The sequence below is a fragment of the Sedimentitalea sp. XS_ASV28 genome (genome assembly GCF_041224545.1).
In the GTDB taxonomy this organism is placed as follows: domain Bacteria; phylum Pseudomonadota; class Alphaproteobacteria; order Rhodobacterales; family Rhodobacteraceae; genus Sedimentitalea.
This window is the reverse complement of sequence record NZ_JBGFGP010000151.1, coordinates 1-14,001: the sequence shown is the minus strand read 5'-3', so window position 1 is coordinate 14,001 and position 14,001 is coordinate 1. Positions and strand designations below refer to the sequence as shown.

General features: G+C 63.1%; 14 protein-coding genes and 1 tRNA gene. 7 read left to right on the top strand and 8 right to left on the bottom strand.

Features of this window, described 5'->3' with window-relative positions:
• Positions 1-2 precede the first annotated feature (2 nt).
• The 7 genes from AB9K34_RS16420 to AB9K34_RS16390 all read right to left on the bottom strand — a co-directional run bounded on the left by AB9K34_RS16420 (position 3) and on the right by AB9K34_RS16390 (position 7,037).
• Positions 3-1,256, bottom strand: coding sequence for a formate dehydrogenase subunit gamma (locus tag AB9K34_RS16420; protein WP_369955513.1), 1,254 nt, complete (start codon positions 1,254-1,256; stop codon positions 3-5).
• A gap of 83 nt (positions 1,257-1,339) precedes the next feature.
• Positions 1,340-1,933, bottom strand: a complete 594-nt coding sequence (gene fdh3B / locus AB9K34_RS16415; RefSeq protein WP_369955512.1) for a formate dehydrogenase FDH3 subunit beta — start codon at positions 1,931-1,933, stop codon at positions 1,340-1,342.
• Between the two features lie 11 nt (positions 1,934-1,944).
• Entirely contained in the window at positions 1,945-4,908 is a 2,964-nt protein-coding gene (locus AB9K34_RS16410; RefSeq protein ID WP_369955511.1) for a formate dehydrogenase subunit alpha, read from the bottom strand.
• Positions 4,909-5,045: 137 nt separating this feature from the next.
• Complete coding sequence (locus AB9K34_RS16405) at positions 5,046-5,237, bottom strand: twin-arginine translocation signal domain-containing protein (RefSeq protein WP_369955510.1); 192 nt, start codon at positions 5,235-5,237, stop codon at positions 5,046-5,048.
• A 58-nt stretch (positions 5,238-5,295) separates the two neighbouring features.
• Positions 5,296-5,907, bottom strand: coding sequence for a molecular chaperone (locus AB9K34_RS16400; RefSeq protein WP_369955509.1), 612 nt, complete (start codon positions 5,905-5,907; stop codon positions 5,296-5,298).
• The gene (locus AB9K34_RS16395; protein ID WP_369955508.1) at positions 5,908-6,513 is read right to left on the bottom strand and encodes a DUF3306 domain-containing protein; all 606 of its coding nucleotides are present in this window, start codon (positions 6,511-6,513) and stop codon (positions 5,908-5,910) included.
• A complete protein-coding gene (locus AB9K34_RS16390) occupies positions 6,510-7,037 on the bottom strand; it encodes a DUF3305 domain-containing protein (RefSeq protein WP_369955566.1) in 528 nt (175 codons plus the stop codon). Before AB9K34_RS16390 ends, AB9K34_RS16395 begins: the two co-directional genes overlap by 4 nt.
• A gap of 241 nt (positions 7,038-7,278) precedes the next feature.
• Here AB9K34_RS16390 and AB9K34_RS16385 point away from each other — a divergent pair, with 241 nt between their 5' ends.
• The 5 genes from AB9K34_RS16385 (at position 7,279) to AB9K34_RS16365 (ending at position 12,033) form a co-directional block, all read left to right on the top strand.
• Positions 7,279-9,234 carry a 4Fe-4S binding protein gene (locus tag AB9K34_RS16385; RefSeq protein WP_369955507.1) on the top strand — a complete coding sequence of 652 codons (1,956 nt, stop codon included), beginning with the start codon at positions 7,279-7,281 and terminating at the stop codon, positions 9,232-9,234.
• Between the two features lie 356 nt (positions 9,235-9,590).
• Positions 9,591-9,785: a DUF6494 family protein gene (locus AB9K34_RS16380; protein WP_369955506.1), complete on the top strand. Its 195-nt coding sequence runs from the start codon at positions 9,591-9,593 to the stop codon at positions 9,783-9,785.
• 3 nt (positions 9,786-9,788) lie between these two features.
• Positions 9,789-10,850, top strand: a complete 1,062-nt coding sequence (locus AB9K34_RS16375; protein ID WP_369955505.1) for an Mrp/NBP35 family ATP-binding protein — start codon at positions 9,789-9,791, stop codon at positions 10,848-10,850.
• The gene (locus tag AB9K34_RS16370; RefSeq protein ID WP_369955504.1) at positions 10,847-11,557 is read left to right on the top strand and encodes a DUF4444 domain-containing protein; all 711 of its coding nucleotides are present in this window, start codon (positions 10,847-10,849) and stop codon (positions 11,555-11,557) included. Before AB9K34_RS16375 ends, AB9K34_RS16370 begins: the two co-directional genes overlap by 4 nt.
• On the top strand, positions 11,554-12,033 hold the full coding sequence (locus AB9K34_RS16365; protein WP_369955503.1) for a DUF6505 family protein: 480 nt from the start codon (positions 11,554-11,556) through the stop codon (positions 12,031-12,033). The genes AB9K34_RS16370 and AB9K34_RS16365 overlap by 4 nt, the downstream gene beginning before the upstream one ends.
• On the opposite strand, the gene AB9K34_RS16360 is transcribed toward AB9K34_RS16365, so the two are convergent.
• Entirely contained in the window at positions 12,030-12,539 is a 510-nt protein-coding gene (locus tag AB9K34_RS16360; protein ID WP_369955502.1) for a flavin reductase family protein, read from the bottom strand. The genes AB9K34_RS16365 and AB9K34_RS16360 overlap by 4 nt on opposite strands.
• Positions 12,540-12,796: 257 nt before the next feature.
• On the opposite strand from AB9K34_RS16360, the gene AB9K34_RS16355 reads away from it, so the two are divergent.
• Positions 12,797-12,886, top strand: a tRNA-Ser gene (locus AB9K34_RS16355).
• 349 nt (positions 12,887-13,235) lie between these two features.
• On the top strand, positions 13,236-14,001 hold a 766-nt coding region (locus AB9K34_RS16350), incomplete at its 3' end, for a DUF3883 domain-containing protein (RefSeq protein WP_369955501.1).

The window sequence follows — 14,001 nt, the reverse complement described above, 5'->3', positions numbered from 1 at the left end:
GGTTACTCGGCTGGGGTGGCGGAGGCGTTTTCCGCTTCCTTTGCCCTGACTTCGTCGACCCACAGGCCGTGATGTTCGCGCGCCCATTGTTCGTCGACCTCGCCCGAACCCATGGCGTCAAATGCGCCTTCCATGCCGATGGTGCCAAGGTAGATATGGGCGAAAATCATCGCCATGAAGACAAAGGCGACGATGGCATGCCAGAGCTGGGCATATTGCATCTCTTCCTGCGCGGCGAGAACTTCGGGAAAGGGTTCAAGTCCGAACCACCCGGGTACGCCGATATCGTTCAGGATGGCAAAGGTCTTGGCAAACATCGGCATTTCGAACGGAAACAGCAGCGACAGACCCGAGGCGCTGATCGACAGGCCGAGAATGACGCATCCCCAGAAGATCATCTTCTGGCCGGCATTGAACTTTCGCGCGGGCGCGTGAACACCCTTGGAGAACAGCCCGCCCGCCATGGCCAGCCATTTCAGATCATGCTTGTTGGGAATGTTCTGCAGGGTCCAGTTCAGCATGACGATGACCAACCCGACCATGAACGCCCATGCGACATTGTTGTGAATCCATTTGCTGGCCAGCGCGAGCGAGGCAAACATGTCCTTGCCAAAGAGCGGGATCATGACCGTGCGGCCGAAGAGCGAGATCAGACCCGTGGCCCCAAGCACGAGAAAGCTGCCTGCGAACAGCCAGTGACCAAACCGTTCAAAACTACTGAACCGGGTGATCGTGCGTCCGGTCCTTTCGCCGTCGATACGGATGCGGCCGCGGATGAGAAAGAAGAGTGCCAACAGGAGCAGCGTGCCGCCCAGAAGATAGGCGCCGTAGGTCGCCAGAGGCCCTTGCCGGAACTTCAGCCACCACATGCCGCCATCCTGCATGATGACATCGGCGGCGGGGCTGCGCGAGGTCACGGTGATGTCGGCGCTGCCATAGCGCATGGCGCGGAGCAGCTCGGAATCCGAACTGCCGCCCAATGTGCCGAGTTGGGAAGCGATGCCGCTGGCGCTGTCGGGATCTCCAGTGGCATTGCGCCGAAAGCTGTCGTCGATCTTTTCGCCGCGCTGCCGGGCCAGGATATCCGCAAGGGTCTGTGCGCCGCCGGTCGCCGCGCGGCTGTCGCTCGCGTCCGGTGGTGCGCTGCCGGGATCGACCGCGAGGGGTTCGGTCAACTGCCGCACGGACATGTCCTGTGCGGTGACAGACAGCGGCAATAGCAGGCTGACAAGCAGCGTCAGTAGGCAAAGGCGCATCTCGTTTGTCCCATCCTTGGTTCGGTCCGTCGCGTGGTATGATCGGGCGGGAGCATTGTGCGCTGCCCGATCCGGTTCAGGGCCTAACCGCCCTTTTGCTCATAGGCCGTACCCCAGCCCCAGGCCCCGCTGCCAAAGCCGCGCGCGACGACACGTTCGCGATAGATGGCCGAGACCACATCGCCATCCCCCGCCAGCAGCGCCTTGGTCGAGCACATCTCGGCACAGATCGGCAGCTTGCCTTCCGCGATCCGGTTGCGGCCGTATTTGGCGAATTCGGCGCTGGAATGGCTCTCTTCCGGACCACCGGCGCAGAAGGTGCATTTGTCCATTTTGCCGCGCGAACCGAAATTGCCGGCCTGTGGATATTGTGGCGCGCCAAAGGGGCATGCATAGAAGCAATATCCGCAACCGATGCACAGATCCTTGGAGTGCAGCACGACGCCTTCCTCGGTCTGATAGAAACAATCGACCGGGCAGACCGCCATGCAAGGCGCGTCCGAACAATGCATGCAGGCGACCGAGATCGACCGTTCGCCGGGCTTGCCATCATTGATGGTGACGACCCGCCGCCGGTTGATGCCCCAGGGAACCTCGTGTTCGTTCTTGCAGGCGGTGACGCAGGCGTTGCATTCGATGCAGCGTTCGGCGTCGCAGAGAAACTTTGCTCTTGCCATGTCCTTACTCCTTATGCTGCCGAGATCTTGCAGAGAGTGGCCTTGGTCTCCTGCATCTGGGTTACGCTGTCATAGCCATAGGTCTGGGCGGTGTTCGTGCTTTCTCCGAGAACATAGGGATCGGCACCGCTCGGATACTTGTCCCGCAGATCCTTGCCTTCGAAATGACCGCCGAAATGGAAGGGCATGAAGGCCACGCCGGCCCCGACCCTCTCGGTGACCATCGCCATGACCTTGACCCTTGCCCCTTCGGCCCCTTCGACCCAGACCTGTGCGCCGTCCCGAACACCCAGGTTGTTGGCGTCCCGCGGGTTGATCTCGACGAACATGTCCTGCTGAAGCTCGGCCAGCCACGAGTTCGACCGCGACTCGTCTCCGCCGCCTTCATATTCGACCAGTCGCCCCGAGGTCAGGATGATCGGATACTCCTGGGAGAAGTCGTTTTTCTGGATCGAGGCATACATGGTCGGCAAGCGATAGAACTTGCGATCCTCGTAAGTGGGATAGTCGGCGACCAGATCGCGGCGCGGCGTATAGAGCGGTTCGCGATGCACGGGCACCGGATCGGGGAACGTCCAGACCACGGCCCGCGCCTTGGCGTTGCCAAAGGGTGCGCAGCCATGGGCGATGGCGACGCGCTGGATGCCGCCCGACAGATCGGTCTTCCAGTTCACGCTGCTGACCCGATCATCGTAGTCCGACGGGAAAGGCGACATCCCGGCCTCGCCGACCTCCTTGAAACCATCCAGCGACGCGGCCCGCGCAATGGCGCGCCGTTCTTCCTCGGTCAGGTCCGTATGCCACCCCAGATCCCTGAGCATCTGATAGGTAAACTCCGGATAGCCGTCCTGAATCTCGGACCCGACGGAATAGACACCGTCGGCCAGCAGATTGTCGCCATCCCGCTCGACACCGAACCGGGCACGGAAGGTCAGGCCGCCCTCTGCCACCGGTTTGGACATGTCGTAGAGGTTGGGCGTGCCGGGGTGTTTCATCTCGGGCGTGCCCCAGCAAGGCCATGGCATGCCGTAATAATCGCCGTCAGCCGGGCCGCCGACCGCCTGCAAGGTGGTGCGATCGAACGTGTGCTGGTTGGCCATGTGCAGCTTGATCCGCTCGGGCGATTGCCCGGTATAGCCGACCGTCCACATGCCCTTGTTGAACTCGCGCGTGAGGCTTTCAACGACCGGTGTTTCGTCGTCTTCCATCTCGATATTACGGAACAGACGGTCGGCGTAACCGAATTTCCTGGCGAATTTGGCCATGATGACTTCGTCGGGCAGGCTTTCGAAAAGCGGCTCCACCACGCGATCGCGCCATTGCAGCGAGCGGTTGGACGCGGTGACCGAGCCCCGTGTTTCGAACTGCGTGCAGGCCGGCAACAGGTACACACCATCGGTGCGGTCATGCAGCACCGCCGATACGGTCGGATAGGGGTCGATGACGACCAGCATGTCGAGCTGCTCCATCGCCGTCTTCATTTCCTTGCCCCGCGTCTGGCTGTTCGGAGCGTGGCCCCACAGGACCATCGCGCGCAGCTTGTCGGGGTTGTCCATGTTGTCCGGGTCTTCAAGCACACCGTCGATCCAGCGGCTGACGGGGATGCCGGTGACGTATTGCAGCGAGCTCTCCTTGCCCTCGCTGTCCGTCATGCTGGCAAATCGTGCGGACAACCACTCGGGGTCCTCTTCCCAGACACGGGCCCAATGCGCCCATGCGCCTTCGGAAAGGCCGTAATAACCGGGCAGGGTATGCGACAGGACACCCAGGTCGGTGGCACCCTGCACGTTGTCATGGCCACGGAAAATGTTGGTGCCCCCGCCCGAGGTGCCCATGTTGCCGAGGGCCAGTTGCAGGATGCAATAGGCGCGGGTGTTGTTGTTGCCATTGGTGTGCTGGGTTCCGCCCATGCACCAGATCACGGTGCCCGGACGGTTGTTGACCATGGTCCGGGCCACACGGCGCAGCTGGCTGCCCGGTGTTCCGGTGACGCGCTCGACCTCTTCCGGGGTCCAGCGGGCCACCTCGTCGCGAATCTGGTCCATCCCCCAGACCCGGGTGCGGATGAACTCCTTGTCTTCCCAGCCGTTCTCGAAAATGTGCCACAGGATGCCCCAGACCAGCGCCACGTCGGTGCCCGGCCGGAAGCGGACATATTCGTCCGCATGGGCCGCGGTGCGGGTAAAGCGCGGGTCGCACACGATCAGCGGTGCGTTGTTCTGTTCCTTGGCCTTGAGCAGGTGTACCAGAGAGACCGGGTGCGCCTCGGCGGGGTTGCTGCCGATCAGGAAAATCGCCTTGCTGTTGTGAATGTCGTTATAGCTGTTGGTCATGGCGCCATAGCCCCATGTATTGGCTACGCCGGACACGGTTGTGGAGTGACAGATCCGGGCCTGGTGATCGACGTTGTTGGTGCCCCAATAGGCCGCGAACTTGCGGAACAGATAGGCCTGTTCGTTGTTGTACTTGGCGGAACCGAGCCAGTAGACGCTGTCAGGCCCGCTTTCCTCGCGGATCGACATCATGCCATCGCCGATTTCGTCGATCGCCTGGTCCCAGCTGATGCGCTTCCACTCGCCGCCTTCCTTTTTCATCGGATATTTCAGGCGGCGTTCGCCGTGGGCATGTTCGCGCACGGCGGCCCCTTTGGCGCAATGCCCGCCGAGATTGAACGGGCTGTCCCATCCGGGTTCCTGGCCGATCCAGACGCCGTCCTGAACCTCGGCGATGACGGTACAGCCGACCGAACAATGGGTGCAGACGGATTTGACCGTTTCGACCGCTGCTTTGGCCGCGGTCTGGGCGTTGGCCGGGGCGACCGTGCCGCCGGTGGCGCTGATTGCGGCGAGCCCGCCGATGGCAAGCCCCGAACCCCGCAGGAATGCGCGGCGATCCACGGATGTTCTTGTCACGTCAGACAGGATGCTGGTCCGGGTTGGACGGCGTGTTACCCCGTTGGTCTTTTTCCTTAGCATTTTATTTCCTTCCGTGCTGGCCTGTGCAATGGCTGGCTGGGTGTCTCCGGTCCGGCGTCAGGTCGTCATGCCATCGCCTGTCTTGGAGTATGTCGTCCGGTTGTCATGACCGGGCGCGTGTGTTGGCTGTGGCCGCGTCAGAAGCGCGCCGCGTCCAGATAGGCGCGGGTATGTGCCGTGTCCTGGAGCCGGGTTTCGTCGACCGGCAGCGCGGCGGCCTCGGCCTTGGGCGCGCCAAGCGTGGCGGCGGCGATGGCCGCGGGCGCTGCACTGCCCGCCAGTTTGAGGAAATCGCGGCGGCTGCCGCCGTCTTCCTTGGGTTTGCGCATCGGCGTGTCTCCTTCCGTTATGCGGTCTGCCCCGCTGCCGGGGCGCTGAGGGGCGGGCCTAACCCGCGAGCATCCTGAAGCCGTCGCGTTCGATCTCCATGAAAATCCGGCCGGCCGTGCCGACCGAGGCATAGAGAACCGAGTGTTCTGCAGCTTCGAGATCCGAATAGAAATGTCCGGCCCAGGGGCCTATGTGTCGCGACCAGAAGATTTTCTGATCGTCCAGCGGTGCCGGGGTGCCGAAACGCCCGACGATCATTCCGGCCATCATTTCCATGAGGCTGGCGATGTTGTCCTGGGGTTCGTAGACGTTCGGCGCGCGGCTGATCCCGCGCGATGCCATGTCGGCACGCAACTGGGCGAGGGGCTTTTCATTGAGAAAACCCGTCAGATAATAGCTCGCATAGGGCAACAGTTCTCCCCGGCCCAGCCCGATGAAAAGGGCGTTGAATTCGCGTTCGGCTGCCTCGGGACGGGTGACTCTGGCGACGCGTGCCATCGCGCCGATCGCGCGGCCGAGTTCGCTGTCGTCGCCGTCGAGCGCCGCCACCTGGTTCAGAACCGGCTGATCCGGCGGGGCCGACAGCAGCAGGCCGAGAAAGTTGTAGAAATCCGCGCGCAGCCGGTCTTCTGCGGGCACCTCGGTGGTGGATATGGCCGCGCCGGTCATTCAGGACACCTCGCTGCCTGCGGGAAAATCGAAACGCATGCGACGCGGAGCCGGTCGGTCGACAGGCGCGTCGGGGTCCCCGACGGGGACCGCCTCCTTGCCTGTGTCGGTCGCGGCTGCGACCTCCCCGGCGATTGCCGCCGTCGTCGGTGACTCGACATCTTCTTCTTCGTCGGCTGGAGCGGCCGGTTCGGAAGTGACGGTCTTGCCACTCTCCTCCTGGGCCTCGATATGCGCCAGCATGCCCTTGCCGACCTGATAGGCCGATTTCAGGTTGTCGATGACCGTTGCCTTGTCCGTGAAATCCTCGCCATAGTCGACAAGGCCGTCCACATTCGCCAGGACCGGATTGAGCCGCCAGAAGCGTCGCAGCGCACGGCGGCGCAGGCGGTCGGGGACCAGCCGGCCCATGAAGGCGCTGATATTGTCGTCGGAGGTGAGCGTGTCCGGATCGGGCAGGTTCAGTTCCTGCAATATTTCGGAATCTTCTCGCGCCTCCAGGGCGGCGCGTCTTTCGTCGATTTCGGCCTCGGCGATTGCGCCGGCTTCGGCCTCGACGGCGGCCCGTCGGCGGGACCAGAAATCAACGGGGTCGCGGGCGGTCATGGCAGCCCCCGGTTCGGGGCGCGGTAGACGTCGGATGCCTGCCGGATGCGGGCATCGCCCTTGCCGTCCTGGTAAAGGTCGATCCGCGCGCGGTCGCGACGGCGTTTGACGAAAACCTCGTGTTCATGATGCGCCAACGCGAAATCCGACACCCAGGCGATCAACCCCTCGGGCATTGGCACCTTTTCGACAATGTCCTCGCCATTGTCGGCATAGTCCTGTCCTTCGTAGGGCGAGGCGGTCGCGAGCAGCATGGTGAGGGGCGCCCCCCCTGCGCCCTCGTCACGCATGACGACATAGATGGATGGGCGATGGTCCGAAAGATTCGCCAGATAAGCCTCGCTATCGCTGGCCCACAATATCAGGGGCATGGTGGCTGCATGGTATTCAACAGCCTCGCCTTCGCGTCGCAGTTCCATCCAGCGCGCCGGTGCCGCACCGGGCAGCACGGCGACCGCCGACCAGTTCCATCTCGCCCAGCGGGTTACGCCCGGCGTCTTGCGAACAACGACCCCGAGGGGCATTTCGATCTTGTATCCGACCGTTGGTGACACGTTTTCTCCCTTACGCGCCCGTCAACTATGGGACAAAAATCTGATTTCGCCAAGTTTTTTGCTCGTGTCCGTGACGGTCTTGAGACCAAAGTAGTAGACGGCCGAACCGATGTCGGAGGGCGGTTCCGGCTTTACCTTGCAGACATGCTTGCCCTAGGCTCTCGTGACGCGGCTGCCCGGGTGCAGCAACATGAAACCGGGGGAGGAAGCCATGACCAAGTCACTGATCCTGTGTGATTGCATGGGAACGCAGCGCATCGATCCGGAGGCCATTTCCGACGTGTGCGGTGTTGCATGTTCACGCGTGCACTCGGCGCTTTGCACCACCGAGATCATGTCGGCGGCTGCGTTGATGGATGGGGGCGAGGCGATTATCGCCTGCGGACAGGAACAGGTGCGTCTTGGCGAATTCGCCGAGGAAATCGGGGTGGAACAGCCGGGATCCGTCGATTTGCGCGATCGGGCCGGCTGGTCGGAACAGGGCGCCGATGCCACGCCCAAGATGGCGGCGCTGGTGGCCGAGGCGCTGTTGCCCGCACCCGAACGGCGCAGCGTCGATGTGGTCTCGCACGGGGTCTGTTTCATCGTGGGGCCGGGTGAGGTAGCGCTGGAACTCGCGGCGCAGCTTGCCGATGCGCTGGCCGTTACGGTGTTCTTGACCGACGATACGGAACCACCGGCGCTGCGGACATTCGATGTAGTGCGCGGGCGTCTGACGCGTGTAAGCGGCGCGTTCGGCGGTTTCGAGATCCTGATCGACGCCCTGCAACAGGTTGTTCCGGGTGGGCGTGGCACGTTTGGCTGGGGGGCACCGCAGGATGGAGCGCGCTCGACCTGTGATATCGTGATCGACGTCAGCGGTGCCACTCCGATGGTGCCGGCACCCGAGAAGCGCGAAGGCTATCTGCGCGCCGATCCGCGTGACCGGAGCGCGGTTCAGAAATGTGCGTTTGAAGCGGTGCAAATGACCGGGACGTTTGAAAAGCCGCTCTATGTCCGGCTGGACGAGACGCTGTGCGCCCATTCGCGGGCCGGGCAAGTCGGCTGTTCTAAGTGTCTGGATATCTGTCCGACGGGCGCGATCACTCCTGATGGAGACCAGGTTGCGATTGATCCGATGGTTTGCGCGGGGTGCGGCTCCTGTGCCGCCCTGTGCCCGTCGACGGCGATCACCTACCAGGATCCACCGGTTGGCCATGTGGTCACAAGATTGCGCAGGCTGGCCGAGGCGTTCCGGGCCGCAGGTGGCGCCACACCACGATTGTTGGTGCATGACGCTCACGGTGCCGAGATGATCCGGCTGGCCGCGCGGTTCGGGCGGGGTCTGCCTGCCGATGTCATTCCATTGGAACTTGGCGTTGTCTCGGGTTTCGGGCATGCGGAAATGCTCGCGGCACTGGCGCAGGGCTTTGCCTCGGTCCATGTGCTGCTTGCGCCCGCAACCGAGCGCGATGCGCTGTTGCGTGAAGCCACACTTGCCGAGGCGATGGGAGCGGCGGGTCGGGTGATCCTGCTCGACGAGAGCGATCCCGATCTGATGAGCGATGCGCTCTACGCGGCCACGGTCGATCCGGTCGATGTATCTCCGGTTCTGACGCTTGGTAATCGCCGCCAGATTGCCCGGCTCTCCGCCCAGGCCCTGAACCCCGCGGCGGACGCGCCGCTGCCCTTGCCGGCGGGCGCGCCCTATGGGGCAGTACAGGTCGATACCGATGCGTGCAGCCTGTGCCTGTCCTGTGTATCGCTCTGCCCGTCGGGGGCATTGATCGACAACCCCGATATGCCGCAACTCCGGTTCCAGGAAGATGCCTGCCTGCAATGCGGGATCTGCCGCACGATCTGTCCGGAACAGGCGATTACGCTGACCCCGCAGATGGATACCAGCGACGCGGCCCTGACGCAGCGCGTGCTGCACGAGGAAGAGCCATTTGCCTGTATCGAATGCGGCGCGCTCTTTGGCGTGAAATCGACCGTTGAGCGGGTCATGGACAAGCTCGCCGGCAGCCACCCGATGTTCGCGAGCAGCGAGCAGGCAAAGCTGATCCGGATGTGCGACGATTGTCGCGTCAACCGCCAGTTCCGCAACACCGACAACCCGTTTGCAGGTAATGACAAACCAAGGGTGCGGACCACAGACGATTACCTGTCGGGACGGAGGGATCACTGAAAGGAGAGAAGTGGGCCGAGATTTGCGGCGCTGGGGCGTGCAACATCGGCAAGTATTGCTTCCATGCCGTCCTTGTTCAGTTTGACTGGCGCTATGGGCGATGCGCCAATGATCATGGAACCGGACGGATCATGAACGACGCGCAGCGATGTCCTGAGCGATACCTCGGCAGCATATGTTGTCGCAAACCGATTTCGACCAACTGGCCGGGCGCTGCGAGTTCGGGGGTGTCCTGGGTGGCGACCGGGCTGGAACTCGGCAACAGAGTGAGGCAAAGAAGCAGGGCGTGCATCTTGTGAGTCCCCAGGGGGCATGATGCGCCGCGTCAAGTGCAGGAACCGGACAGGAGAATGACGATGAGCGAAGAATTCAACATGTCGATGCGCAAATTCCTCAAGCAGGTGGGTGTGACCAGCCAGCAGGCGATCGAGGAAGGTTTGCGCAAGGCGGGCAACACGCAGGGCAAGACCTATGAGGCGAAGGTTGTGCTGACCATTGACGGTCTGGACGTCGAACATGTCGTGACCGGCACCATCAAGGGGACCGACTGAGCAATGGCGACGCGCGAGGCGGTTCTGGCCGAACTGAAACAGATCACGGATCCCGCAAGCGGTCAGGATATCGTCGCTGCCGGGATCGTGCGGGCGCTGAACGTCGAAGGAGGCGCGGTGCGGTTCGTGCTGGAGATCGACCCGGCGCATGCCAAGGTGATGGAACCCGTTCGCGCAGACGCAGAGGCGCGGGTCAAGGCGTTGGATGGTATCCGCAGCGTGTCGGCGATGATGACCGCACATAGCGACAAGGCGCCGCCCGATCTGAAACCGGCCAAGCCGGCGGAACCCAAAGGGCCGCAAAAGGTGCCGGGTGTCGACCGGATCATCGCGATTGCCTCGGGCAAGGGCGGTGTCGGCAAATCGACGGTGTCGGCGAACCTGGCCTGTGCCCTTGCCGCCGAGGGGCGGCGCGTTGGACTGCTGGATGCGGATGTCTACGGCCCCAGCCAGCCGCGCATGCTTGGCGTTTCCGGACGCCCCGCCAGCCCGGATGGCAAGACCATCCTTCCGCTGCGCAATCATGGTGTCACGATGATGTCGCTTGGTTTGATGACCAACGAAAACCAGGCGGTCGTATGGCGCGGACCCATGCTGATGGGGGCGTTGCAGCAGATGATGATGCAGGTGCAATGGGGCGCGCTGGATGTGTTGGTGGTCGACCTGCCGCCGGGCACCGGCGACGTGCAACTGACCCTGTGTCAGAAATTCGCGGTCGACGGCGCCATCATCGTCAGCACGCCGCAGGACGTGGCGCTGTTGGACGCGCGCAAGGCGATCGACATGTTCCGGCAATTGAACACGCCGATTCTCGGCATGATCGAGAACATGAGCACGCATATCTGTTCGAATTGCGGTCATGAAGAGCACGTATTCGGGCATGGGGGCGTCGTTGCAGAGGCCGAAAAGCTGGGCGTGCCGCTGCTCTCTGAAATCCCACTGCACCTCGACATCCGGCTTGCCGCCGACGGGGGCGCCCCGGTTGTGGTGAGCAAACCCGACAGCGCGCAGGCGGAGGCGTTTCGCCATGTGGCCCGCAATCTGATCGCCAAGGGTCAGTCATGATCGTGACGCCACGCTTTCCACCCTTGATGGTCGGCGTGGCGGCAGAGGGGCAAGGCGACCCGTTCGATCTGGCGCGTGACATGGCGGTGCGCGGATGTGACAGCGGCACCATCGTGCACAACGTCCAGGCCGACCGCTTGCGCGCCGCGATGGTCCTTGCGCCGGAAGTCACGATCGAAGATGCCATGGCGATGCTGCCGTTATGCGCCGTCGGATTTCAGAATGCGCTTGGCGCTCTGTCGCCGCCCGAAGTGGCTGTGCATCTCGACTGGGACGGCGGCATCCGGGTGAACGGTGCGCAGTGCGGCCGTCTACGGGCATCGGCAGCACGGGCGGCCGCGGACGATGTGCCCGACTGGCTGGTCATCGGGCTGGATCTGACCCTTCTTCAGACCGGCGACAACCCCGGAGATACTCCCGATGTTACCGCGCTTTATGACGAAGGCTGTGCCGAGGTGGACTCCGTGCTCCTCCTCGAAAGCTGGGCGCGTCACTGTCTGGTCTGGATCAATCGCTGGAGTGAAGAGGGCAATGCGCCGCTGCACGCCGCCTGGTCCGGCCTGTTGCACAGTATCGGCCAGCCGGTCGCCTATGCGGGGCGGAGCGGCTGCCTGCTTGGCACGGACGAGCGTTTCGGTATGTTGCTGCGCGATGACGCGGCCACGCACCTGGTACCGCTGAGCACCCTGCTGGGAGAAGACAAATGAAGCTGGCCCGCGCCATTCATTTCGATGACAGTGATCGAAACGTGTTCAGCAACCCTGCGCGCACCGGTGAATGGTGCATCTCTGGCGGGTTCGAGTTTTCCAACTGGACCGAGGCCGATCTGAGCGGCAAGGCCCGACAGGCCTTTGCCAATGGCTGGCTTGGTCTGGAAACATTCGGTCGGGTGACATTCGTGGCGGTCACGCAGGTGCAACCGGGCGAAGTCGCGACGCTGACCGACGCCCTGGCGCGGCATTTCGTTGACCTCTACGGTGCCCCGTCGGTGGACGAGGCCCGCGACGTTGCGCAGCAGGAGATCGCGCATATGGCCGAACTCTGCGAAGAACATGATGCCAATACGTTGATCACGGTGGCAAGAGAACTGACAGAGGCCGGAGTGCGCGAGACCTACCGGACCATCAAGCCACAGTCTGCGGGGCTCGACCAGTTTGCCGTGCATGGATCGCCCGGCGGCTAGGCCCGTTCGTCAAAGCCGCTGAAGCCGCCATATTGTCCTGATTTGTGCAACAGGCCGGTGCCCTGACGGCGCATGACGCGCTGCACCTCGCCGACGATGATCGTGTGATCCCCGGCGTCGTGCAGAGCGGTCTGCCGACAATCGAACCGCGCGATACACCCCTGCAGGATCGGCACGCCCGCCTCATCCGGCTGCCAGCTGGTGGGTGAAAAATCGGTGCCGACACGAGAAAAATGCACCGCCAGGTCCATCTGGTCCTCGGCGAGAATGTGGATCGCGTAATCTCGCGCATTGGCAAAGGCGTTGTACCGCTTCGAATGCTTGGCAGCGCACCAGAGCACCATGGCCGGTTCGAGCGAGACAGAGGCAAAGGAATTCGCCGTCATCGCCAGCGGGCCATCCTCTGTCGCAGTCGTGACCACCGTGACACCGGTGCCGAAACACCCGAGCGCCATGCGATAGGCGCGACTGGTGTCAGGGCCGGGAACGATGGTGAGGTCGGACATGAACACGTGCTCCTGTTGATCTGAACAGTTGCGTGCCATGCCTGCCGGGGTTTGTCCATGCCTCGCACCCGCTTCTGCACGCGGTGGCGCCGCCCGATCACAGCAGGAATTGCAGATCGGCCCCGGCGGCGGGGTGGCATCCGCCGCAGCAAGTCAGTCGCCCGGCTGCGCCGAAACGCGATCGCAAAAGGTCAGCGTTGCAACGGTCGTTTTCCAGCTTGCAATACCCCGCATGTTCCGGCACATATCGCCCCCACGGAGAGGTGGCCGAGTGGTCGAAGGCGCACGCCTGGAAAGTGTGTAGGCGGGAGACCGTCTCCAGGGTTCGAATCCCTGTCTCTCCGCCACCAACTATTCGCAAACCCGAGATGAGGTTCCTAGCGGGGCCTTTTTTCTTTTTGGTTCAAAGGGGTTTAGCGATGCCATCCGACTTTCGGAGACTGGTCGTTTGGCCAAAATTGGTCTCCGAACGTCCCGCGTCTCTTTCCATCCGCCCCGCACCCAGATTGAGACGGAATTGAAACTGGTATTCTTTTCAGAGGCTTGGCGAGAATGGACTGCGCCGCAGTTGAGGCAGGCTCGACCGCCATCAACGCGAACAGAGACACCCGAAAGCGGCGTGGTTCTTGGAAACAGTGCGAACGCTCGCGCGAAGTCTCTGATGACAAACGCAGTTTCCGCCCCTAGCCTGGCGGCATGTCGACTGTGCCCTGGACAGATGAAGAAAACGACCTGATCGTCGCGGATTACTTCGCGATGCTGGCCGATGACATCGCTGGGCACCGCTACAACAAGGCCGAGCATCGACGGGCGCTACTGCCTTTGCTGAACGATAGATCTGAGGGATCGGTCGAGTTCAAGCACCAGAACATCAGCGCGGTGCTGAAGGGGCTGGGTGAAGACTGGATCCCGGGCTACAAGCCCGCCTTCAATTTCCAGATGACGCTGGTGGATGCCGTGGCGCGCTGGCTGGCGCTGAACCCGGCTTGGCTTGGTCGCCGTCCTGCTGCGCGACCGCCGACCGGCCTGGCTGACGCCGCGCCGATCTGGATCGGGCCGCCGCCCACGCTGTCGAACCAGCCGCCGCCGCAGGAGCTGGAGCAGATGCTGCACATCGCCCGAAAATTCGATGTCGCGGCGAGAGACGAGAGAAACCGCACCCTCGGCCGTGCCGGTGAGGAGCGCGTCCTAGCGCACGAGCGTGCAACCCTTAAATCAGCGGGCCGCGACGACCTTGCGCGGAGGGTTCGGTGGGTGTCGGAGGAGGATGGCGATGGTGCGGGCTACGATATCGCCAGCTTCGCGCCGGATGGCCGCCTGCGCCTAGTCGAGGTGAAGACGACGAATGGCTGGGAACGCACCCCTTTCCACATCAGCCGCACCGAGCTGGCCGTGGCCGAGGAGCGGCGTTCGGAATGGTCCCTGTTCCGGCTCTGGAACTTCGCGCGCGAGCCGAAGGCGT